We start from the raw sequence: 22891 nt of genomic DNA, 5'->3' as shown, positions 1-22891 counted from the left end.
CACGCCCGGAGTCGCGCCGCTTTTGCGCTGTGGTGAACGGCCGTGAAGTACGCTGACTGGAACACGCCTGCTGATATCCAGCAGACTTTCGGTGCGGCAGACTTACTGGGCAACGGCAGCAACCGCGTGGTATTCGACATTGGGGGCAACAACTACCGACTGATTGCTCGCTACGCCTTTGGCCAGCGGCAGGTGCACCTGTTTGTTTGCTGGCTGGGTACGCATGCTGAGTACGATAAAATCTGCGCCAAAAGCCAGCAATACACCATCAACCTCTACTAGCCTAACCTATGAAAACGCTCAAATACACCGTCATCAAAACCGAGCCGCAGTACCAGGACTATTGCCGCCAGTTGGAAGCGTTAGCAACCGAAGGACCCGCCTCCACGGCCACGCAGGAGGAAATCGACCTGCTCACGTTGCTCATCGAAACCTGGGACCAGGCCCACGCCACGCTGCCCGAAGCCGACCCCATCGAGCTGTTACGCTCCCTGATGGCGGGCCGCAACCTATTGGCCAAGGACCTAGTGGCCGCGCTGGGCCTGAGCAAAGGCGCGGTTTCGGATATCATGAACCGGCGGCGGGGCCTGTCGAAAGAGGTTATCCGCCGCCTCGCCAGCTATTTCCAGGTCTCTCAGGAGGCCTTCAACCGGCCTTACGAGCTGGTGGTGGCGGCCGCTTCTTTGCCCCGTAATGCGCGGGTGATTCATCAGGGAGCCAAGGCCGCAGCTTAGGAGCTCTCAACGAACCGCCCCCGGCCCCACCCGAAGCTGCCGAAGCTTGAACGACTATGAATAGCGGGCTGATTATAAGTAGAGGAGGGTACCACTCACAATATCTTGCCCTCCCAAGGTTTGGAGGTCAGGATATTGGGTTAGGAACTGGCCCTCAATAATTTAATTCTATGCTTGAGTAAACAGAGCATAATAGAAGCAAAACATGTATATTAAAAAAGCTAACGGCAAAGCTGATAAAACTATCTGTGTTTTAGTTGATTTTTTCTCTTTGTCTTGAAAAGATTTAAGGTGATTCCATATCACGAAACCACTAATAATAAGAGGTAAGGTATAAAATATAAGTGCTTCAAAGTCAAAGATTCTCATGCTTCCAATGCACGCAGTAATTGGCCAGAAACAAATTAAAGTAGTGGTAATAAAAGAAGTGATTTTCCCAGGTTTAGGAAAGGCAAGAAATAACCAACTACTTATCCCAATATGCAGTATGCTTCCCACAAAGCTGGCAGCCGGTATCCATGTAATACCGGCTGCTACTGATGATGCAGCAGCAAACATGAAATAGACTAATAATCCTGAGAGGAGTGTTAAGGCATAAGAAATATAGGTTCGTGTCATGTATGAAAACTGTAGAATAAAAAAGGGTGCTACCTCAGCAAGGTAGCACCCTTTTTTATTCGGCCAAATCAACTACCTACATATTCCGCCGGTACTGCCCCCCAACCTCGAACAGGGCATTCGTAATCTGGCCCAGGGAGCAGAACTTGACGGTCTCCATTAGCTCGCCGAACAGGTTTTCGTTGGCTACGGCCGCCTGTTGCAGCTGCTTGAGGCGCGCCGGGGCCTCGTTGGCGTGGCGGGCGTGCAGGGCTTGCAGCATCGTAATCTGGTACTGCTTTTCCTCCTCGGTGGCGCGGATAACCTCGGCGGGCACCACCGTGGGCGAGCCTTTGGAGGAGAGGAAGGTGTTCACGCCGATGATGGGGTACTCGCCCGTATGCTTGAGCATCTCGTAGTGCATGCTCTCCTCCTGAATCTTGCCGCGCTGGTACATGGTTTCCATCGCGCCCAGCACGCCGCCGCGCTCCGTGATGCGGTCGAATTCGAGCAATACCGCCTCTTCTACCAGGTCGGTCAGCTCCTCGATGATGAACGAGCCCTGGAGCGGGTTCTCATTCTTGGCCAGGCCCAGCTCGCGGTTGATGATGAGCTGAATGGCCATGGCCCGGCGCACCGACTCCTCGGTGGGGGTGGTAATGGCCTCGTCGTAGGCGTTGGTGTGCAGGCTGTTACAGTTGTCGTAGATGGCGTACAGGGCCTGCAGGGTGGTGCGGATGTCGTTGAAGTCGATTTCCTGGGCGTGCAGGCTGCGGCCGCTGGTCTGGATGTGGTACTTGAGCATCTGCGAGCGGGCGTTGGCCCCGTACTTGAGCTTCATGGCCTTGGCCCAGATGCGGCGCGCCACGCGGCCAATCACGGCGTACTCGGGGTCGATGCCGTTGGAGAAGAAGAACGAGAGGTTGGGGGCGAAGTCGTTCACGTCCATGCCCCGGCTCACGTAGTATTCCACGAACGTGAAGCCGTTGCTGAGCGTGAGGGCCAGCTGGGTGATGGGGTTGGCCCCGGCCTCGGCAATGTGGTAGCCCGAAATCGACACCGAGTAGAAGTTGCGGACTTTCTCGTCGATGAAGTACTGCTGCACGTCGCCCATCAGGCGCAGGGCGAATTCGGTGGAGAAGATGCAGGTGTTCTGGGCCTGGTCTTCTTTGAGAATATCGGCCTGTACGGTGCCGCGCACCTGCGTGAGGGTGCGGGCCTTGATGCCGGCGTACACGTCGGCGGGCAGCACCTGGTCGCCGGTTACGCCCAGCAGCAGCAGGCCCAGGCCGTCGTTGCCTTCGGGCAGGGGGCCCTGGTAGCGGGGGCGGGACTGGCCGTATTCCGCGTAAATGGCGTCGATTTTCTGGCTGACTTCTTCTTCCAGGCCGTGCTCCTTAATATAGAGCTCGCACTGCTGGTCGATGGCGGCGTTCATGAAGAAGGCGGCCAGCGTGGCGGCGGGGCCGTTGATGGTCATCGACACCGAGGTACTGGGGTTGGCCAGGTTGAAGCCCGAGTAGAGCTTCTTGGCATCGTCGAGGCAGGCAATGCTCACGCCGGCGTTGCCGATTTTGCCGTAGATGTCGGGCCGCACGTCGGGGTCCTCGCCATAGAGCGTCACCGAATCAAAGGCGGTGCTCAGGCGCTTGGCGGGCAGGCCCATGCTCACGTAGTGGAAGCGGCGGTTGGTGCGCTCGGGGCCGCCTTCGCCCGCAAACATGCGGGTGGGGTCCTCGCCCTCGCGCTTGAACGGGAACACGCCGGCCGTGTAGGGGAACTCGCCGGGTACGTTCTCCTGGAGCTGCCAGCGGAGCAGGTCGCCCCAGGCCGTGTAGCGCGGCAGGCTTACTTTCGGAATCTGAGTGCCCGAAAGGCTCTTGGTGTGCGTCTGGAGCCGCAGCTCCTTGTCGCGCACCCGGAACACGAACTCGGGGGCTTTATAGGCGGCTACCGTTTGCGGCCAGGTCTCCAGGAGTTTCCAGTTCTGCCCGTCCAGCCGAAGCTTGACCTCCTCGAAGGTGCTCTCCAGGCCGGCCAAAAGTGCTCCGGGCTCGATTCCGGCCGGGCTTGCGCCGCCGCCGTTACCAACTCCTCCGCCGCCGCCGTTTCCGGCGAGGCTTTCAACGGCTCCGACGGCTTGTCGGATTCCATAGAGCTGCTGCGCTGTGGCAGACTGTTTTTGAACCCACTGGTCATACTGGCGGTTGGTTTCGGCTATTTCGGAAAGATACCGCGTGCGGTGCGGCGGAATGATGTAGATTTTCTCGGAATCGACGCCCGACGTTTCGAGCTGGGAGGCGAAGGCGTGGCCGGTTTTCTCCTCCAGTACGCTCAGCACGGCGCGGTAGAGGCGGTTCATGCCGGGGTCGTTGAACTGCGAGGCGATGGTGCCGAACACCGGCATGGTGTCGAGGGGTTTCTCCCAGAGGCCGTGGTTGCGCTGGTACTGCTTGCGCACGTCGCGCAAGGCGTCGAGGGCCCCGCGCTTGTCGAACTTGTTGAGGGCAATGACGTCGGCGAAATCGAGCATGTCGATTTTCTCCAGCTGGGTGGCCGCGCCGTATTCGGGCGTCATCACGTAGAGGCTGGCGTCGGAGTGCTCGATGATTTCGGTGTCGGACTGGCCGATGCCGGAAGTTTCGAGGATGATGAGGTCGAACTCGGCGGCCCGCACCACGTCCACGGCGTCCTGCACGTACCGGCTCAGGGCCAGGTTGCTCTGGCGGGTGGCCAGGCTGCGCATGTACACGCGGGGGGAGTTGATGGCGTTCATCCGGATCCGGTCGCCGAGCAGCGCCCCGCCCGTCTTGCGCTTGCTGGGGTCGACGGAGATGATGGCAATGGTTTTCTCCGGAAAGTCCAGCAGAAACCGCCGCACCAGCTCATCCACCAGCGAGGATTTGCCCGCCCCGCCCGTGCCGGTGATACCGAGGATGGGCGTTTGGGTAGTTGTTAGTTGTTGGTTGTCAGTTGTCTGTTTGTTCTGCTTGTCATGGTCTTCGCCTGACAACTGACCACTAACAACTGACAACTGAGCGCGGACGCGCTCAAACTCTTCTGGGAAGTTTTCGGCGGCCGAAATCAGGCGGCCGATGTCGCGGGCGTTCTTGTCTTGGAGGTGGGCGGCTTCGCCGTTGAGGTTCTGGCCGGTGGGGAAGTCGGCCTGTTCGAGCAGGTCGTTGATCATGCCCTGCAGGCCCAGGGCGCGGCCGTCGTCGGGCGAGTAGATGCGGGTGATGCCGTAGTCCATCAACTCCTCGATTTCGGAGGGCAGAATCACGCCGCCGCCGCCGCCGAAGAGCTTGATGTGGCCCGCGCCGCGCTCTGCCAGCAAATCGTGCATGTACTTGAAGTACTCGTTGTGGCCGCCCTGGTAGGAGGTAATGGCAATGGCCTGGGCGTCTTCCTGAATGGCGCAATCCACGATTTCCTGCACCGAGCGGTTGTGGCCCAGGTGGATAACCTCGGCCCCGCTGCTCTGAATGATGCGGCGCATGATGTTGATGGCGGCATCGTGCCCATCGAACAAGGCGGCAGCCGTAACAATGCGGACGTGGTTCTTAGGTTTATAAGGAGCTGCGGGAGCTTGCATAAGGGCGGGTCGTTGGGTGGGGTTTGGTAGGCTAAAGGTACGAAAAAGCCCCGGCGGGGGAGGCGCGGGGCATTCTGAGAAGTCGGGGCTGAGCTATCGATATATAAATTTAAAGTGCTTTATAATACTGTCGCGAACTTGTAAGCTGATTTCTGATACTGGATACCTGCGCAGTGCGGTGTGAAGTGAGTCAAGTCCATCTGCATTGTCTTCCATGATCGGAACGACGGTTACTATATGCTTGCCATTGATAACGAGTAGTGGGCCGCGGTGCGAATAATTGTCGATGTGCCACAACCCCCGAAAATTATGGTCGACTATCTGAGGCCAATAGTCATAGCGCTTTAATACCTCTGGGTCCTGATATTTTAGTGGCAGACGGTCATTGGCAGCCCGGCGTAGGACTGCCAGTTTTGCCGGGGTTAGCTTGAAACGCCGTTCCCGTTGCTGGTCGGTAAATTCAGTGTCGCCGATTTGTCGAATGGGCTGACACGCCAGCATAAACACCGAAAGGAATAGAAATGTACGGATGTGCATATTACCGCAACTCCGCCAGCCGCAGCCGAAACCCTGGCAGCACGGTTTCCCCGGATAGCTCCTGCTCGAAGCCCTGCACGATTTCCGGCTCCGGCTGGCCGGCGCGGTAGATGTAAACTGTTTCTTTCTGAGGAACTATCAACCAAGCCAGCTGCACCCCAGCCCGCAGCCACTGTTGCATCTTGCGCTGTAACACCTTCAGCGAGTCTTTAGCCGATTTTAGCTCAATGATGAATTCGGGACAAACCGGCGCGAATATTTCCTGCTGTTCAGCGGTCAGCGCGTTCCATTTCGCGGCCGATACCCAGGAGGCATCCGGCGACAATACTGCGCCATCCGGGAGCGTGAAGCCAGTGCTGGAGTCAAAGGTTTCGCCAAGGTTGGCATGTTGCGCCCACCACATATAAAGCTGGCCATTCAGGCGGGAATTGCGCTTGCCGGAGCGGCTGCCAGTAGGCGACATAATGATGATTTCATGGTTGGCGGTGCGCTCAATGCGCAGGTCGGCATTCTGCTGGCAGAAGTCGAAAAACTCCTCATCCGTCATGGCCACCAGATTGGGGCCACTCAGTAGCACAGGAGCTTTATCTGGAAGATGAATTTGCATAAGAAGGAGGGAAACGGGTGTTGCTAAAGATACTCAGGCCGCCGCAATATTGATTTTCACATCAACCAGAAGCGCCGGACCCCCACGGAGGCCCGGCGCTTCTAGTAAGAACGACAGCAGCAACGGCTACTGCAGCGCCTGCATACCGGCTTCGGCTACGGTGTGGTCGTTTTCCACCGAGTCGCCCGACACGCCGATGGCGCCGATAATGTCGCCCTGAGCGTTTTTGATGGGCAGGCCGCCGGGGAAGGTGATAAGGCCGCCGTTCGATACTTCAATGTTGAACAGCGAGCCGCCGGGCTGCGAGGCTTGGCCCAGGTCGCCGGTTGGCATATCGAAGTAGCGGGCGGTTTTAGCCTTTTTGATGGCAATGTCCACCGAGCCCAGCCAGGCGCCGTCCATGCGGGCGAAGGCCGTGAGGTTGGCACCGGCGTCGACCACGGCAATGTTCATTTTCAGGTTCAGGTCGCGGGCCTTTTGCTGGGCGGCGGCTACGGCTTGCTGGGCTTGCTGGAGGGTGATACCGTTCATGATGTTAGCATTGGTGAACTTAACAATACGGGTCCGGCGCCGGAAGGGTGAACCGGCGGCGGCTACCCTGCCTTTTTCTCCAGCTCTTTTTCCAGCTCGTCGGCGGCTTTTTCGATGTCGTGGTAGCCTTGCTGGGCGGCGCGCTCCTTGGCGGCCAGCAGCCCGTCGCGATGCACGGTCTTGAAGTCGCCGAACGGGAATTTGTAGCGGCCCTTGGTGTCTTCGCTCATACTGGTGTCTTCGCCCAGGTGCCACTTGGCGTACTCCTGGTAGTCGTGCTTATCGAGAAACTGGTTTTCGGCGTCGGTGTCGGGGTTGTGCTGGCTCCAGTGGCCCGAGTCGTTCTTGATTTTGCCGTCTTTTATAAGCTGTTTGGCATGCTTGACGGCGGCGGAATTGAGTTTGACTGACATAGCGGATGAGTTAGAATGTGGGTAATGTGGAAAATGGGGGCCGGGCTGCCGGGTGCCAGTACGGGGCCGGCCGGCTACGGAGCTTATATATACGTTCAGGGCGCGGGCGGGGGTTAGGTGGAGCTTGCCGGGGGCTGGTGGGGCGGGCCGCTGGCATATCCGGGCGTCGTTGCGTACCTTTGAAGCTAGAAAAAACTGCCCTCTGTGAAGAACATCCGCAATTTCTGCATCATTGCCCACATCGACCACGGCAAAAGCACCCTCGCCGACCGCCTGCTCGAATTCACGAGTACCGTGGCCAAGCGCGACATGCAGGCCCAGCTACTCGATAACATGGACCTGGAGCGGGAGCGGGGCATCACCATCAAGAGCCACGCCATCCAGATGCAGTTTCCCTACAAAGGGGAAATCTACACGCTCAACCTGATCGACACGCCCGGCCACGTCGATTTTAGCTACGAAGTAAGCCGCAGCATTGCCGCCTGCGAGGGCGCGCTGCTGATTGTCGATGCCTCCCAGGGCATCGAGGCCCAGACGATTTCCAACCTCTACCTCGCCATCGGCGCCGACCTGGAAATCATCCCCGTCCTTAATAAAATCGACCTGCCCCACGCCATGCCCGAGGAGGTTTCGGACGAAATCGTGGACCTCATCGGCTGCGACCACGACGACATCCTGCACGCGTCCGGCAAAACCGGCCTCGGCATCGAAGCCATCCTCAACGCCATTGTCGAGCGGGTGCCAGCGCCCAAAGGCGACCCCGAGGCGCCCTTGCAGGCCCTGATTTTCGACTCGGTTTTCAACTCCTACCGCGGCATCGAGGTGCTGTTCCGCATCAAGAACGGCACCATGCGCAAGGGCGACAAGCTTCGCTTCATGGCCACCGGCAAGGAATACGGCGCCGACGAAATCGGCATCCTGGGCCTCAGCCAGGAGCCGCGCCAGGAAATGCGGGCCGGCAACGTGGGCTACCTCATCTCGGGCATCAAGGAAGCCCGCGAAGTGAAAGTGGGCGACACGATTACCAACGTTGCCAACCCGACCAAAGAAGCCATCAAGGGCTTTGCCGACGTGAAGCCGATGGTATTCGCCGGCATCTACCCCGTTGATACTACCGAGTACGAAGAGCTGCGCTCGTGCATGGAAAAGCTCCAGCTCAACGACGCCTCCCTGGTCTGGGAACCCGAAACGTCGGTAGCCCTGGGCTTCGGCTTCCGCTGCGGCTTTTTGGGGATGCTGCACATGGAAATCGTGCAGGAGCGCCTGGAGCGCGAGTTCAACATGACGGTGATTACCACCGTACCCAGCGTGCAGTTCCACGCTACCGGCACCAAGGACCAGCTGCTGACCATCAACGCGCCGAGCGAAATGCCCGAGCCGAACATGATCAAGCATATCGAGGAGCCCTACATCAAGGCCCAGATCATCACGGCCGCCGACTACGTGGGCCCCATCATCACGCTGTGCATGGACAAGCGCGGCATCATCAAGGGCCAAAGCTACCTGACCTCTGAGCGGGTGGAGATGACCTTTGAGCTGCCGCTGTCGGAAATCGTGTTCGACTTCTTCGACAAGCTTAAAACCATCAGCCGCGGCTACGCTTCGCTCGACTACGAGCTGATTGGCTTCCGCGAGTCGGATATGGTGAAGCTCGATATCATGCTCAACGGCGAGAAGGTCGATGCTTTGTCGGCCATCGTGCACCGCAGCAAGAGCTACGAGTGGGGCCGCCGGCTGTGCGAGAAACTGCGCGAGCTGCTGCCCCGCCAGCAGTTCGAAATTGCCATTCAGGCCAGTATTGGCCAGAAGATTATTTCCCGCGAAACGGTGAAAGCCCTGCGCAAAAACGTAATTGCCAAGTGCTACGGCGGCGACATCAGCCGCAAGCGCAAGCTGCTCGAAAAGCAGAAGGAAGGCAAGAAGCGTATGCGTCAGGTTGGCTCCGTGGAGATACCTCAGGAGGCCTTCCTGGCCGTTCTGAAACTGGATTGATGAGTGAAACGCGCCTTTCATAGGCGCGTTTTTTTTGCGCGTACCTCTTCATTTTTCACCTGATGCACTTCTTAACCGGGCGTGTGTTGCTTCCCCTCATCCCATGTCTGACCATCACCTCGTTAAGAACTGTCGCAGTTTCGACCAGCTAGAAAAAATCCGCCGGGGCCAGGAGCGCAAGTTCCGCTGGCGCGACGATTGGCCCGTGATGGAAAAAGCCCTGCTCGCCGCCGGTGCCGAGGCCATTGCCGCCTACGAAGCGTCGGTTGCCACCGAATCGTCGCCGGCCTCGGCTGCCACGGATACGCCACCCGCTTCTGCCTAACCACCCCCTTTCCTTCGCTATGACCACTGCCCCCGACGCCACGACCTACCGCCTCATCGACGGCAAGCAAACCGCCGAGGACATCAAAGTTGAAATTGCGGCCGAAGTAGCCGAGCGTAAGGCCGCCGGCCACAAAACGCCCCACCTGGCCGCCATTCTGGTGGGCCACGACGGCGGCTCGGAAACCTACGTGCGCAACAAGGTGCTGGCCTGCGAGCGGGTCGGCTTCGAAAGCACCCTGCTGCGCTACGAAGACTCCATCACGGAGGCCGAGCTGCTGGCCAAGGTGGCTGAGCTGAACGAGGACCCGCAAATCGACGGCTTCATTGTGCAGCTGCCGCTACCCCGCCACATCGACACCAACAAGGTGATTGAGGCGGTGCGGCCCGACAAGGACGTGGACGGTTTCCACCCGATGAACATCGGGCGCATGGTGGCCGGGCTGCCGGCCCTGCTGCCGGCTACGCCCTCGGGTATCGTGGAGCTGCTGCGCCGCTACAGGCTGCCTACCGACGGTAAGCACTGCGTGGTTATCGGTCGTTCCAATATTGTGGGTACGCCGGTTAGCATCCTGCTGGCCAAGAACCTGGAGCCCGGTAACTGCACCGTTACTTTATGCCATTCGCGCACCCAAAACCTGCCCGAAATTGCGCGCACGGCCGACATTCTGGTGGCGGCCCTGGGCCGGCCGGGTTTCGTAACGGCCGACATGGTGAAGCCCGGCGCGGTGGTTATTGACGTGGGCACGACCCGCGTAGAAGACGCCAGCCGCAAGGCCGGTTGGGCACTGAAGGGCGACGTAAACTTCGACGAGGTGGCCCCGCTGGCCTCCTACATCACGCCCGTGCCCGGTGGCGTTGGCCCGATGACCATTGCCATGCTGCTGCTCAATACGCTGCGGGCTGCCAAGCGCGAGGTGTACGGTTAGCAGAGCGGTTCAGGATTACAGCTCAGGATGATAGTCTTGCATTGAACCCCTTCGCTTCCAAGTCCCTAAAATCCAATTAGCCCAATCCGGGGCTTTCAGAATCCGGGGCGTTGTAGTACTTTTAAAGTCGGTCCGCCGGGAAAAGCGCCAGTTACTGCGGTAATTGGATTTCCCGGCGGCCCGACTTGTTTTTTTTCAGAAGATTACCCGTTTTGCTGCACCAACTTCCGCTTACTCCAGCTACGCAGGCCGCCACTACGCTGCCCGTGATGGAGCAGTTTTATACCATTCAGGGCGAGGGCTACAACACGGGCCGCGCCGCCTACTTCATCCGCCTTGGCGGCTGCGACGTGGGCTGCGTGTGGTGCGATGTAAAGGAGTCGTGGCCCCTGGATGCCCACCCGCGCCACGCCCTGCCCGACCTGGTGGCAGCCGTAACGGCGCACCCCGGCCGCAACGTGGTGATAACCGGGGGCGAGCCGCTCATGCACGAGCTGGGGCCGCTTACGGCCGCGCTGCAGCAGGCCGGCTGCCAGACCTGGATTGAAACCAGCGGCGCTTACCCGCTGAGCGGAAACTGGAACTGGATTTGCGTATCGCCCAAGAAGTTCAAGGCCCCACTGCCCGCGGTGCTGGCGGCGGCCCACGAGCTGAAAATTGTGGTGTTCAATAAAAGCGACTTTGCCTGGGCCGAGGAGCACGCCGCGCTGGTGGGCCCCGATTGCCGCCTGTACCTGCAGCCCGAGTGGAGCAAGGCCGCCGCCATGACCCCGCTTATCGTGGAGTATGTCAAGAATAACCCGCGCTGGCAGGTGTCGCTGCAGACCCATAAGTACCTCGATATTCCTTAGCGCCCACCTGTTTTAGCCCCTTCCGTATGCGTCGTTCGCTTTTCGTGCCGCTGGTGCTGCTGTTAACTGCCGGTGGCCTTTCGCCGCGGCCGGCGGCCGCCCAGGCGCCGCTCAGCTCCACCAATACCAAGGCCCGCAGCCTCTGGGAAAAAGCCCAGGCGCACGCCAAAGGCCGCGACTTTACCAAGGCGCTCGAAACGCTCGACCAGCTCACCCAGAAGTTTCCTTCCCTGGGCGAGCCCTACCTGCTGAAGGGCTCCTTGCTCAAGGCGATGGGCGAAAACCAGGCGGCCTTTGAAGCCTACCGTACCGGCCTGCCCAAGCTACCCGTCGACGCGGCCCGCAGCAACGACTACTTTATGCTGGGCGAGCTGGCTATTAGCTTCGGCGACTACGCCACGGCGGCCGACGCCTACCAGAAGTTTCTCAAAACGGCCCCCAAAAGCCAGCGCAATATTCCGCAGGCCCGGCGCCAGCTGCTCAACTGCGCGTTTGCCGTGAAAGCCCTGGCCGCGCCTACCGGCCCCGAACCCACCCGCCTGCCGGAGCCGCTCAACACCTTCCGGTTCCAGTATTTCCCGGTGCTTACCGCCGACAGCCGCTTTCTGCTCTTTACCGGCCGGCCCACCGCCGCCAGCGACGAAAACCTGTACGTGAGCCGCCAGAACCCCGACGGCACCATGGGCGAGCCGGCCTCCATCTCGCCGGCCATCAACACCTCATTCAACGAAGGGGCGGGGGCTATTTCCGGCGACGGTAAAACGCTGGTATTTGCTTCCTGCGACCGGGCCAACTCGGTGGGCAACTGCGACCTGTACATCTCGCGCCGGACCGGCAATGCCTGGAGCAAGCCCGAAAACCTGGGCCGCAACGTCAACTCGCCCGAGTGGGACTCGCAGCCCACGCTCTCGGCCGACGGCCGTACGCTCTACTTTACCAGCACCCGGCGCGGTGGGCAGGGCCAGGAGGATATCTACGTGACTACCCTCGACGAGCAGGGAAAGTGGACGCCGGCCCGCAATGTAGGCGCGCCCGTGAATACGCCCGGCAAGGACATGGCCCCCTTCATTCATGCCAGCGGCACCACGCTCTACTATGTAACCGACGGGCTGGTGGGCATGGGCGGGCTCGATATTTACCGTTGCGAGCTGGCGGCCGATGGCAAATGGGAAGCGCCCCGTAACCTGGGCTACCCGCTCAATACCTTCGAAAACGAAGCCTCGCTGTTTATCAGCTCCGACAACCGCCGGGGTTTCTGCTCGCGCTGGCGCACGGCCGAGCCGGGCGTAAAGCGCCTGCGCGACCAGCCCGTGGAGCTGTACTCGTTTGAGGCCCCCAGCAGCGTGCGCGCCCGCGAAACCAGCACCTACGCCCAGGGCCGGGTGTTCGACGCCGCCACCAAAAAGCCCATTGCCGCCGATGTGCAGCTCTACGACCTCAACACCAACGAACTGGTGCAGTACGTGAACTCCGACGCCGAAACCGGCGAGTACACCGTAGTGCTCAACGAGGGGCGCCAGTATGCCATGTACGCCGCCGCCGACAAATACCTGATGCGCAGCCTGAGCTTCGACTACAGCAGCCGCCGCAGCTTCAACCCGCTTACGCTCGACCTCTACCTCGATCCGGTAGGCGCGGGCCGCAGCGTGGTGCTCAACAACCTGTTCTTCGATGTGAGCCAGTACGAGCTCAAGCCCAAGTCGCGCACCGAACTCAACCGGCTGGTGAGCTTCATGAAGCAGTACCCCACCATTCAGGTGGAAGTATCGGGCCACACCGACGACGTGGGCTCCGACGACGACAACCTGCTGCTGTCGCAGAACCGGGCCAAATCGGTGTATCGCTACCTGCTGAGCCAGGGCGTGGAAGCCGCCCGGCTGCGCTACAAGGGCTACGGCGAGGCCCGCCCGCTGGCTCCCAACGATTCCGAAGACAACCGCCAGCAGAACCGCCGCATCGAGCTACGCATTCTGTAGAACCTGCCCGGCCCGGGCCCGAATAGGGCCGACAACCGCCAACTCCAATCGAAAAAAGGACAATTACGCGAGTAGTTGCATTTTTTTTCGATTGGAGTTTTTCTTTTTCATAGCACATTCAGAATTCTGATAATGAGCTATATAGTGATAAGTGATAAAAGTTATTGATCAGAATAGTGATAAAAAAACATTTTATAGTTTAATATTTTGGGGTACATTTGATTATTCCCACAAAGCAGCCGGCGCTTGTGGGAGTAGCGGCAGCAGTCCTTTTTAGGAGGCGCTTCGCTGCCAAAAGCCCTAAGCATTTCTCTTTTCAACCCTTTCTCCCTTTTCACCATGAAGAAAGTTGCACTTTTCGTTTGCCTGCTGATTGCTGCCCCAGGGGTAATCTACGCCGCCTCGCGGGCCGATAACCCTACCAGCATCACGGCCCGCGCTACGGCCCTTACCCGTTCCATTGCCGACCGCATCCGGCTTGATGAAGGCCAGTACCTGCGCCTCAAGCAACTCAACATTCGTATGCTGAGCGAGCAGGAAGACCTCAAGTCCCGTTTCGCCGCCGAGCAGCCCATTCTCGACCAGCGCCTGGCCGATGCCCAGCTGTACTACGAAATGGCCCTGCTCGACATGCTGCGCCCGGCGCAGCGCTCCTTGTTCGACCAGCACCGCGCCAGCATGACGGCCCTCGGTACGCTGTCGAAGTAGGGGCTAAGCTGCCACGGCCCGGCCCCGCCGGGGTTGGGCCGTGGGCTATGGCTGAAAGTTGCGCCTCTGGTAAATTTTATATTGCTTATATCATATTTCTGTAGTATCTTGACAAGACAGTTTTGGATAGTGCAGAGATAGTGAAGTTGGACCGGTCCTGATTTTTCCACCAAACCTCCTACAACTATGAAGAACGTACTTACTTTACTGGCCCTCGCAACGCTGATGGCCTCTGGCACCCCTACCGTAGCCCAGGCCGATGGCGGGGGTATTACATTAGGTGAGCGGGCCACGGCCATGACCTGGCGGATTGCCGAGCGTACCCAGCTCAGCGAAGGCCAGTACATCAAACTGCGCCGCCTCAACCTGAGCCTGCTTGCCGAAATGGCCTCGTTGCGCAATACGCTCAAAACCGAGCCTGCCAACCTCGACAAGGCCCTGGCCGATTTGCAACAGCGCTACGACTGGGATGTAGCCGCCCTGCTACAACCCAAGCAACTCGCCGTCTACGACGGTCTTAAATCTGAATTCACGGCTGCCAATATTCGCTGACTGGCAGCAGCTTACCGGGCGCCGCCTAAGGCAGCACTCGAATAAATTGCCCATAAAAAAAGCCCGCATAAGCGGGCTTTTTTTATGAGGCAGCGGGTAGGCGACAAGCCGGCCGGGCCAGCCGGCCGGCTCGTTGCTTAGGCCGTGCGCTGGTCGATGGCCACGTAGTCGCGCTCGGTTTCGCCCACGTAAATCTGGCGGGGACGGCCGATGGGCTCCTTATTGGTGCGCATCTCTTTCCACTGGGCAATCCAGCCGGGCAGACGGCCCAGGGCAAACATCACCGTGAACATCTCCGTCGGAATGCCGATGGCTTTGTAGATGATGCCCGAGTAAAAGTCGACGTTCGGGTAGAGCTTGCGCTGCACGAAGTACTCGTCGGTGAGGGCAGCCTGCTCCAGCTCCTTGGCAATCTTGAGCAGGGGGCTGTCTTCGAGGCCCAGGGCCTTGAGCACGTCGTCGGCCGCCTTTTTGATGATGGTGGCGCGAGGGTCAAAGTTCTTGTACACCCGGTGGCCGAAGCCCATGAGGCGGAACGAATCATCCTTGTCCTTGGCCTTATCAATCCACTTCTGGGTGTCGCCGCCGTCGCGCTGGATGGATTCGAGCATCTCCACCACCTCCTGGTTGGCACCGCCGTGCAGCGGGCCCCACAGGGCGTTGATGCCGGCCGAAACCGAGCCGTAGAGCGAGGCGTTGGCCGAGCCCACGAGGCGCACCGTCGAGGTTGAGCAGTTCTGCTCGTGGTCGGCGTGCAGAATGAGCAGCTTGTTGAGCGCCTGTACTACCACGGGGTTGATTTCATACTTCTCCGTAGGGAAGCTGAACATCATGTACAGGAAGTTGGAGCAGTAGTCGAGGTCGTTGCGCGGGTAGTTGAGCGGGTGACCCATGTTGTTCTTGTAGGTCCAGGCCGCGATGGTCGAAATCTTGGCCATCAACCGAATCACGTTCAGGTCGATTTCCTCCTTGCTCAGGTCGGGCGACACGCTTTCGGGGTAGAAGGCGGTCAGCGAGCAGATGAGGGAACTCAGGATGGCCATGGGGTGGGCCGCCGTCGGGAAACCGTCGAAAATCTTGCGCACGTCTTCGTGCACCAGCGTGTGCTGGGTGATCTGGCTGCTGAAGTTCTTGAGCTCGTCCTGGGTAGGCAGCTTGCCATAAATCAGCAGGTAGGCTACCTCAATGAAGCTCGACTTTTCGGCCAGCTGCTCGATAGGATAGCCGCGGTAGCGCAGGATGCCTTCCTCGCCGTTAAGGAAGGTGATGGCGCTTTTGCAGGCTCCGGTGTTCTTGTAGCCGGGGTCGAGGGTGATGTAGCCCGTCTGGTCGCGGAGCTTGCTGATGTCGAAAGCCTTCTCGTGCTCAGTGCCTTCAATAACGGGGAGCGTATACGACTGCCCGTTGAGCGTCAGTTCAGCAGATTCTGCCATAAAGCGTAGGTTGAAAAGTGGGGGTACAGGGCGAAATTAAAGAATTAACCGGCAAGCCGACAACCCGGCCGGCGGTTACTGACTATAGTACAAACCGGGTGGGGTGGTTGTTTGCCAATCCGCCCGGCGCAAAGAAACGCCACCAGGCCGACAAGTGCGGCATAAATCCGGTTTTTTTACAGCCCGCACCGGCATTTTTTGCTTCCTGCCAATCACGTCCCGTATCCTTTTCTCTGCTTGAAGCCATGCACTACGCCACGTTGGGTACCACTGATTTGCGGGTGAGCCGCGTGGGTTTCGGCGGCATGTCGCTGGGGGCCGATGCGGCCGCCGACCGCCGTCTGCTCGCGCAGGCCCAGGCCGGGGGCATCACGCTTTTCGATACGGCCGACCTGTACGAGCACGGGCGCAACGAGGAGCTTTTCGGGGCCGCTTTCGGCCATTGCCGCGCCCAGGTGGTGCTGGCCACCAAGGTGGGCAACCAGTGGCGCCCCGATGGCCAGGGCTGGGACTGGAACCCCTCGGCCGCCTACATCCGGCAGGCCGCCGAGGCCAGCCTGCGCCGCCTCCGCACCGACTACATCGACCTTTACCAGCTGCACGGCGGCACGCTCGCCGACCCGCATGAGGAGGTGATAGAAGCCTTCGAGCGGCTGCGGGAGCAGGGTAAAATCCGGCACTACGGCATTTCCTCCATCCGTCCCAACGTCATCCGGCGCTACGTGCCCGGCACCGGGCTCAGCAGCGTTATGCTACAGCTGAGTTTGCTCGACCAACGCCCGCTGGAAACCGTTCTGCCCCGCCTGGCCACCCACGGCGTAGGTGTGCTGGCCCGCGGGGCACTGGCCCAGGGCCTGCTGGCTGGCAAGCCCAACCGGGAATACCTGGGCCACCCGGCCGCAGCTGTGCAGGCCGCCGCCACGGCAGTGGCCGCGGTGGCCGCGCGCCTGCAACGCCCGCCCGCCGAGGTGGCCGGCCGCTTCGTGCTCGATACGCCGGGCGTAACGGCCGCCGTACTCGGCATCCGGACTCCGGCGCAGCTGGCAGAGGCCTTGCAACTGGCCCGGAGTGCACCGCTGCCGCCCGAAGCCCGCCAGGAGCTGTTGCGGGCGGCGCCAGCCAACACTTACGAGGCGCACCGCTAAGCCCGGGGCACTTACTTGCCGATGCAGAACTGGGTGAAGATGCTGGTGAGCAGGTCGTCGGAGCTGATTTCACCGGTTATCTGGCCCAGCGCGTTCAGGGCGTGGCGCAGGTCGGCGGCCAGCAGCTCGGTGCCGCCGTTGGTGCTCAGGCCCACCAGCACGGCGTCGAGGTGGCGGTCAGCCTGCTCTAGGCTGCGGGCGTGGCGCAGGTTGGTGACGATGGTGCTCGCCCCGGTCTGGTCGAGGCCGGCTAGGCGCACGCGGGCCAGCAGGGCCGCCCGCAGCTCCTCGATGCCGATGCCCGGGCCGGCGGCCAGCAGCAGCGTGTCGGGCCGGGGCCGGAAGGGGGCGGCCTGGGCTTCGGAGGCCAGGTCGAGCTTGTTGCCCACGGCCAGCACGCCCACGCCGGCGGGCAGGTTCAGAGCCTCAACCTCTGCTTGAAGCTCAGCTGGTAAAGTTGTCGTAAGATCAAACAGATACAAAACCAGTGCGGCCTGCTGCACCCGCTGGCGGGTACGCTCTACGCCCATAGCTTCTACTACGTCGGTGGTGTCGCGCAGGCCGGCCGTATCCACGAACCGGAAGCGGATGCCTTCGATGCTCACCTCGTCTTCAATCAGGTCGCGGGTGGTGCCGGCCACCTCCGACACGATGGCGCGGTCTTCGTTGAGCAGGGCATTGAGCAGGGTGCTCTTGCCGGCGTTGGGCCGGCCGGCAATAACGGTGGTCACGCCGTTTTTGATGACGTTGCCCAGCTCGAAGGAGCGCAGCAGCCGGCGCACCAGCGCCTGCACCTGCTGGAGCAGCACCACCAGCCCGGTGCGGTCGGCAAACTCCACGTCCTCCTCGCCAAAGTCCAGCTCCAGTTCCAGCAGCGCCGCGAAGTGCACCAGCTGGCCGCGCAACTCCCGTAGCTCGCGCGAGAAGCCGCCCCGCATCTGGCGCAGGGCCACCTGGTGGCTCAGGGCCGAGTCGGCGGCAATCAGGTCGGCTACGGCTTCGGCCTGGGCCAGGTCGAGGGCGCCGTGCAGGAAGGCGCGCTTGGTGAACTCGCCCGCTTCGGCCAGGCGGGCGCCGTGGCGCAGCAGCAGCGCCAGCACCTGCCGCACGATGTAGTCGGAGCCGTGGGTGCTGATTTCCACCACGTCTTCGCGGGTGTAGGAGTTGGGGCCGCGGTAGAGCGATACGACAACCTCATCCAGCACCTGGGCGCCGTCGCGCAGGGTGCCGTAGTGCAGCGTATGGCCGGGCTGCTCGGCCAGGCGCTTGCCATGAAACACTTCGTCGGTGATGGCAATGGCCCGGGGGCCTGAGAGGCGCACTAGGGCAATAGCCCCGGCCCCGGGCGGGGTCGAGAGGGCAACAATGGTATCAGAAAGGGAGAGAGGCAGGTCGGCGGCCACGGCGGTTGGTGTAAGTAGGGCCGCAAAGGTACGGCAGGTTGGAAGGCCAGGAGGGAAAGCAAAAAGCCAAAGCCGTTGAATGAGCCCTTAGGATTCATTCAACGGCTTTGGCTTTTTGCTTTCCCTCCTGGCCCTCAAGGCTCAATCCGTCAGCAGCAGGTTGCGGCTTACTTCGGCGGAAATGAGTTGCCGGTTCGCTTTGTTTATATTGATTTCCAGCGAGCTATCGAACAAAATCTTATCCAGTACTTCAATGTGCGTGCCGAGGCCGACGCCCACTTTGTCGAGGTATTGCAGGAAGGGCGCGGAGGTGTTGCGAACGGCCACCACGCGGCCCTGGTCGCCGGGGCGCAGGTCGGCCAGCAGGCGGTGTTCGGGGCGGTGCAGCACGCCCTCGGCCGTCGGAATCGGGTCGCCGTGGGGGTCGAGCTGCGGGAAGCCGAGGAACTCGTCGAGGCGGCGCACCAGCAGCTCCGAGTCGATGTGCTCCATCTGCTCGGCCACGTCGTGCACCTCATCCCAGTGAAACCCGAAGTGCTCCACCAGGAATACCTCCCAGAGCCGGTGCTTGCGGATAGTGGTAAGGGCCACCCGCCGCCCGGCCTCGCTGAGCGTGACGCCCCGGTAGCGGGTGTAGTTGACGAGCCCCTTCTCGCCCAGCCGGCGCAGCATATCGGTTACCGATGCCGGCCGGGTCTGCAACTCCTCGGCCACGCTGTTGGTACTCACCTCCGCGCCGGGCTGAAACTCCGAGAGTTTGTAAACGGCTTTCAGGTAGTTTTCCTCGGTGAAGCTGGGCATTCATTTGGAATTATAAATTATGAATTATGAATTATGAATTGGCCGTTCAACAGCTCGCCAAGTGGCAGTTGAACGGCCAATTCATAATTCATAATTCATAATTCAGAATTAATAATCTACCATTTAATCAGGGCCGAGGCCCAGGTGAAGCCCGAGCCGAAGGCGGCCAGGCACACCAGGTCGCCGCGCTTGATGCGGCCTTCCTGCACGGCCTCGCTCAGGGCGATGGGCACCGAGGCGGCGGTGGTGTTGCCGTAGCGCTGGATGTTGCTGAATACCTTGTCGTCGGAGAGGCCCATTTTCTGCTGCACATACTGCGTGATGCGCAGGTTGGCCTGGTGCGGAATAAGCATATCGAGGTCCTGGGGCTGGTAGCCGTTGGCGTCGAGCGCCTCCTTGATAACCTGCGGGAAACGCACCACGGCGTGCTTGAACACGTTCTGGCCGTTCATGATGGGGTAGAGGTCGACCTCGTTTTCCAGGTTCTGGATAAACGCAGTCCGGTTCTGGCGGTTGGAGCTGGGCTCCTTCACAATCAGCTCCTCGGCGTGCTCGCCCTGCGAGTGCAGGTGGGTGCTGAGGACGCCGTGGCCTTCGAGGGTGCTGGGGCGCAGCACCACGGCGCCGGCGCCATCACCAAAAATAACCGAGACGGCCCGGCCGCGGGTGCTGATATCGAGGCCCGAGGAATGGATTTCGGAGCCCACTACCAGCACGTTGTCGTACATGCCGGTCTTGATGAACTGGTCGGCCATGCTCAGCGCGTACACGAAGCCCGAGCACTGGTTGCGCACGTCGAAGGCCGGTACGGGAGCCTTGATGCCCAGCTCGCGCTGCAACAGTACGCCCGAGCCGGGGAAGAAGTAGTCGGGCGAGAGCGTGGCAAACACAATCATCTGCACGTCGTCGGGTTCGAGGCCGGCCATTTCCAGGGCCCGGCGGGATGCCTTGGCGGCCATGTTGGCGGTGGTATCGGTGCCTTCCGTAAACCAGCGCCGCTCCTTGATGCCGGTGCGCTCCTGAATCCACTCGTCGGTGGTATCCATCAGGGTGATGAGGTCGGCATTGGTAACCACGCGCTCGGGCACATAGTGGCCGACGCCGGCAATTTCGGAGTTGCGGAGAGAGTTGATCATCAGGGGAGGGATTTGCGGAGCAGTACGGGAGAAAACAAGGCCCGAAGGTAAAGAAAATCGGTTCTGGTTTTGTAAACGGGGTATCAAGGGGGACAGTTACCGGAAAGAATCCAGCAGGGCCGTTAACTTTTCAGCTTCCGATGCCCAAAAAGCCGCCGCCGGTGGCCCCTGCGGGTAGTAGGTGCGCGCCCGCAATACCGCCGCCAACTCAGCGGCCGGCGGGTAGCTGACCTGCTGAAAATCGAAGACCAGGCCCGCGCCGGCAGCGTCGGTCAGCGGCTGCCAGAGCGGGTTGGGCGGCAGCACCAGCGGCAGGCCCAGGCCCAGGTACTCAAACAGCTTGGTGGGCACGCAGCGGGCCGTGCTGGGGTGAGGCCGGTAGGGCAGCAGCCCCAGATGGCTACGGCGCAGTTCGGCCAGCACGGCCGCGTGGGGCACCAGCGCCGCGCCGCCCAGCAGGGTTACAGCCCCGTTGGCTGCTTCCACCGCTGCTTGCAGCCGCGCCAGCAGCGCCGGCTGCTGGCAGGCCCCGATGATGGTGAGGTGAGCCAGGGGCCAGACCGTGCGCAGGTAAGCCGCGAACCGCAGCGCCTCCCACACCCCGTTCAGCTCCGATATAGTGCCCGAGTACACCAGCCGCAGCGGCTCCGAAAAGTCCGGCAACCGGCGCGGCCAGACGGCCGGCTGCGCATCATAAGGCTGGTACTTGTTTTCGATAATAAGCACCGGAGCGGCGTCTTTCGTTTTTCGTTGCTCGTTTTTCGTTGTTCGGGGTAGCCCCGGAAGCAGCGGCGCGGCTGCTTCGGCCGCCGTTGCAGATTCGGCTGGCAGTGCCCCGGTGGCGAAGGGCAGCTCGGCGGCGTAGCTGCGCTCGGCCAGCAGCACGGCGGCGGCGCGGGCGGCGGCCAGCGTTTCGAGGCGGCGCACCAGCGCGGCCAGCAGGTAGCGGGCCCAGGGCGGGTACACGGCCTGGGTCTGGATGTTGAGGGCGTAGTTCTCGCGCACATCGTACACGAAGCGCCGCTGGCCCCGGCCCAGCCACTGCCAGAGTACGGTGGCCGGCAGCAGCTCGGGGGCGTGCACAAACACCACGGCCGGCCGCAGCTGCCGCAGCAGCCGCCAGTAGCGCCCCTGCGCCCGCAGCCGCGCCAGGCTCAGGCGCCCACCGCGCAGCAGCTCGTGCCCGTGCAGGTTGGCCGGCAGGTTGGGGGGGAGCGGGGCGGCGCGGCCGGCCACGTGCACCTCGGTTCCGGGCCGCCCGGCCAGCGTGCGCCCGAACTTGCCCAGCATCCGCGTATCATCGAGGGGCTTGAGCACGGAGGCCAGAAGAATCGTGAGGTCGGGCATTGGGTTCGATGCTCGTGTTTCGTTGTTCGATGCTCGTTGTTCGTTGTTCGGGGTGGTGGCGAAGGGCGCGGGGCTGTCTGCGCCCGGCGTTGTGCCCGGCGCGCCTCGTCTGCTACCTTTGGGCCGGCTGCAAATCCGGCAACCAAATCACGAATAACGAACAACGCCCAACGAAAACCGAAAATGACCGACCTGCAACCCCTGATTGAAGCTGCCTGGAACGACCGCAACCTGCTCCAGCAGCCCGCCACCCTGCAAGCCATCGAGCACGTTATCGAAGAGCTCGACAAAGGCCGCCTGCGCGTGGCCCAGCCCGCCCCCGACCAGGAGGGCGGCTGGCTGGTAAACGACTGGGTGAAAAAAGCCGTCATCCTCTACTTCCCCATTCGCCAGATGGAAACCATCGAAGTCGGCCCCTTCGAGTTCCGCGACAAAATGCTCCTTAAAACCGACTACCAGGGCCAGGGCGTGCGCGTGGTGCCGCCGGCCGTGGCCCGCTACGGCGCCTACCTGGCCCCGGGCGTGATTATGATGCCCAGCTACGTGAACATTGGTGCCTGGGTGGGCGAGGGCACGATGGTCGACACCTGGGCCACCGTGGGCTCGTGCGCCCAGATTGGGGCCGGCGTGCACCTGAGCGGCGGCGTGGGCATCGGCGGCGTGCTGGAACCCGTGCAGGCTGCCCCGGTTATCATCGAGGACGGCGCCTTCGTGGGCTCGCGCAGCATTCTGGTGGAAGGCTGTTTTGTGGGCAAAGAAGCTGTTATCGGGGCCGGCGTGACCATCACCGGCAGCACCCGAATCATCGACGTGACGGGTGCCGAACCCAAGGAGTACCGCGGCCACGTGCCGGCCCGCTCGGTGGTGATTCCGGGCACGGTGGCCAAGCAGTTCGCGGCCGGCGAGTACCAGGTGCCCTGCGCCCTCATCATCGGCCAGCGCAAGCCCAGCACCGACCTCAAAACCAGCCTCAACGACGCCCTGCGCGAGCACAACGTGGCCATCTAGGATCACGGATTAGCACGGATTTAAACGGATTTCACGGATTTTGTAGACAACTCATGGCCAGGTCAGTCTCTGCGCTTATTTAGGCCCGATGTCGCCTGGCAACATCTGTTCCTGTTCGGTAGGAGTCTGCAACGAGTCGAAATAACCGCCGGACGGCATAGGAATAGTATATTCGCAGTTGATGGGCCACCGTCTCGGTGTGTCCGGCACTGTTAGGTGCTGGTTTAGGGCCCGTCTACAAAATCCGTGAAATCCGTTTAAATCCGCGCTAA

The 22891-nt window shown here is 61.2% G+C and carries 22 protein-coding genes; 11 read left to right on the top strand and 11 right to left on the bottom strand.

What is annotated here, in order from left to right:
- The first annotated feature begins 42 nt into the window (after positions 1–42).
- Both BMY67_RS08630 and BMY67_RS08625 read left to right on the top strand, forming a co-directional pair.
- Positions 43–282 (top strand): type II toxin-antitoxin system HigB family toxin, encoded by a 240-nt coding sequence (locus tag BMY67_RS08630; protein ID WP_245744963.1) that lies wholly within the window; start codon positions 43–45, stop codon positions 280–282.
- A gap of 8 nt (positions 283–290) precedes the next feature.
- Entirely contained in the window at positions 291–734 is a 444-nt protein-coding gene (locus tag BMY67_RS08625) for a helix-turn-helix domain-containing protein (RefSeq protein WP_092770498.1), read from the top strand.
- Positions 735–902: 168 nt separating this feature from the next.
- On the opposite strand, the gene BMY67_RS18910 is transcribed toward BMY67_RS08625, so the two are convergent.
- The 6 genes from BMY67_RS18910 to BMY67_RS08600 form a co-directional block, all read right to left on the bottom strand.
- Positions 903–1352, bottom strand: coding sequence for a hypothetical protein (locus BMY67_RS18910; protein WP_143069751.1), 450 nt, complete (start codon positions 1350–1352; stop codon positions 903–905).
- 76 nt (positions 1353–1428) lie between these two features.
- On the bottom strand, positions 1429–4926 hold the full coding sequence (locus tag BMY67_RS08620; protein WP_092770496.1) for a methylmalonyl-CoA mutase family protein: 3498 nt from the start codon (positions 4924–4926) through the stop codon (positions 1429–1431).
- Between the two features lie 93 nt (positions 4927–5019).
- Complete coding sequence (locus BMY67_RS08615) at positions 5020–5463, bottom strand: hypothetical protein (protein WP_092770494.1); 444 nt, start codon at positions 5461–5463, stop codon at positions 5020–5022.
- Position 5464: 1 nt separating this feature from the next.
- Positions 5465–6070: a Uma2 family endonuclease gene (locus tag BMY67_RS08610; protein ID WP_245744962.1), complete on the bottom strand. Its 606-nt coding sequence runs from the start codon at positions 6068–6070 to the stop codon at positions 5465–5467.
- Positions 6071–6196: 126 nt separating this feature from the next.
- A complete protein-coding gene (locus BMY67_RS08605; protein ID WP_092770490.1) occupies positions 6197–6601 on the bottom strand; it encodes a GlcG/HbpS family heme-binding protein in 405 nt (134 codons plus the stop codon).
- A 62-nt stretch (positions 6602–6663) separates the two neighbouring features.
- Positions 6664–7014: a hypothetical protein gene (locus tag BMY67_RS08600; RefSeq protein ID WP_092770488.1), complete on the bottom strand. Its 351-nt coding sequence runs from the start codon at positions 7012–7014 to the stop codon at positions 6664–6666.
- A gap of 204 nt (positions 7015–7218) precedes the next feature.
- On the opposite strand from BMY67_RS08600, the gene lepA reads away from it, so the two are divergent.
- From lepA to BMY67_RS08565, 7 genes are all read left to right on the top strand, one after another.
- The gene (gene lepA / locus BMY67_RS08595; protein WP_092770486.1) at positions 7219–9006 is read left to right on the top strand and encodes a translation elongation factor 4; all 1788 of its coding nucleotides are present in this window, start codon (positions 7219–7221) and stop codon (positions 9004–9006) included.
- Positions 9007–9109: 103 nt separating this feature from the next.
- Entirely contained in the window at positions 9110–9331 is a 222-nt protein-coding gene (locus BMY67_RS08590) for a hypothetical protein (RefSeq protein WP_092770484.1), read from the top strand.
- A 19-nt stretch (positions 9332–9350) separates the two neighbouring features.
- Positions 9351–10259, top strand: a complete 909-nt coding sequence (locus tag BMY67_RS08585; protein ID WP_092770482.1) for a bifunctional 5,10-methylenetetrahydrofolate dehydrogenase/5,10-methenyltetrahydrofolate cyclohydrolase — start codon at positions 9351–9353, stop codon at positions 10257–10259.
- 269 nt (positions 10260–10528) lie between these two features.
- Entirely contained in the window at positions 10529–11110 is a 582-nt protein-coding gene (locus BMY67_RS08580; protein WP_245745010.1) for a 7-carboxy-7-deazaguanine synthase QueE, read from the top strand.
- A gap of 26 nt (positions 11111–11136) precedes the next feature.
- Entirely contained in the window at positions 11137–13086 is a 1950-nt protein-coding gene (locus BMY67_RS08575; protein WP_245744960.1) for an OmpA family protein, read from the top strand.
- 339 nt (positions 13087–13425) lie between these two features.
- Positions 13426–13794, top strand: a complete 369-nt coding sequence (locus tag BMY67_RS08570) for a hypothetical protein (protein WP_092770478.1) — start codon at positions 13426–13428, stop codon at positions 13792–13794.
- A gap of 186 nt (positions 13795–13980) precedes the next feature.
- On the top strand, positions 13981–14346 hold the full coding sequence (locus BMY67_RS08565) for a hypothetical protein (protein ID WP_092770476.1): 366 nt from the start codon (positions 13981–13983) through the stop codon (positions 14344–14346).
- A 137-nt stretch (positions 14347–14483) separates the two neighbouring features.
- On the opposite strand, the gene BMY67_RS08560 is transcribed toward BMY67_RS08565, so the two are convergent.
- Positions 14484–15779 carry a citrate synthase gene (locus BMY67_RS08560; RefSeq protein ID WP_092770474.1) on the bottom strand — a complete coding sequence of 432 codons (1296 nt, stop codon included), beginning with the start codon at positions 15777–15779 and terminating at the stop codon, positions 14484–14486.
- A 245-nt stretch (positions 15780–16024) separates the two neighbouring features.
- Between BMY67_RS08560 and BMY67_RS08555 the strand changes: the two genes are divergently transcribed.
- On the top strand, positions 16025–16924 hold the full coding sequence (locus BMY67_RS08555; RefSeq protein ID WP_092770472.1) for an aldo/keto reductase: 900 nt from the start codon (positions 16025–16027) through the stop codon (positions 16922–16924).
- Positions 16925–16935: 11 nt separating this feature from the next.
- Here the strand turns inward: BMY67_RS08555 and mnmE are convergent, their stop codons facing one another.
- From mnmE to BMY67_RS08535, 4 genes are all read right to left on the bottom strand, one after another.
- Entirely contained in the window at positions 16936–18327 is a 1392-nt protein-coding gene (mnmE, locus tag BMY67_RS08550; RefSeq protein ID WP_092770470.1) for a tRNA uridine-5-carboxymethylaminomethyl(34) synthesis GTPase MnmE, read from the bottom strand.
- A gap of 141 nt (positions 18328–18468) precedes the next feature.
- Positions 18469–19128 (bottom strand): metal-dependent transcriptional regulator, encoded by a 660-nt coding sequence (locus BMY67_RS08545; protein WP_092770468.1) that lies wholly within the window; start codon positions 19126–19128, stop codon positions 18469–18471.
- A gap of 116 nt (positions 19129–19244) precedes the next feature.
- Positions 19245–20264, bottom strand: coding sequence for a 3-oxoacyl-ACP synthase III family protein (locus BMY67_RS08540; protein ID WP_092770466.1), 1020 nt, complete (start codon positions 20262–20264; stop codon positions 19245–19247).
- 96 nt (positions 20265–20360) lie between these two features.
- Positions 20361–21611 (bottom strand): glycosyltransferase family protein, encoded by a 1251-nt coding sequence (locus tag BMY67_RS08535; RefSeq protein WP_092770464.1) that lies wholly within the window; start codon positions 21609–21611, stop codon positions 20361–20363.
- A gap of 183 nt (positions 21612–21794) precedes the next feature.
- Between BMY67_RS08535 and BMY67_RS08530 the strand changes: the two genes are divergently transcribed.
- Complete coding sequence (locus BMY67_RS08530; RefSeq protein WP_092770462.1) at positions 21795–22619, top strand: 2,3,4,5-tetrahydropyridine-2,6-dicarboxylate N-succinyltransferase; 825 nt, start codon at positions 21795–21797, stop codon at positions 22617–22619.
- Positions 22620–22891: the final 272 nt, after the last annotated feature.

The sequence above is a fragment of the Hymenobacter actinosclerus genome (assembly GCF_900111515.1).
GTDB lineage: Bacteria > Bacteroidota > Bacteroidia > Cytophagales > Hymenobacteraceae > Hymenobacter > Hymenobacter actinosclerus.
The sequence above is the reverse complement of the archived record's forward strand: the minus strand, read 5'-3'. Positions and strand labels throughout refer to the sequence as shown.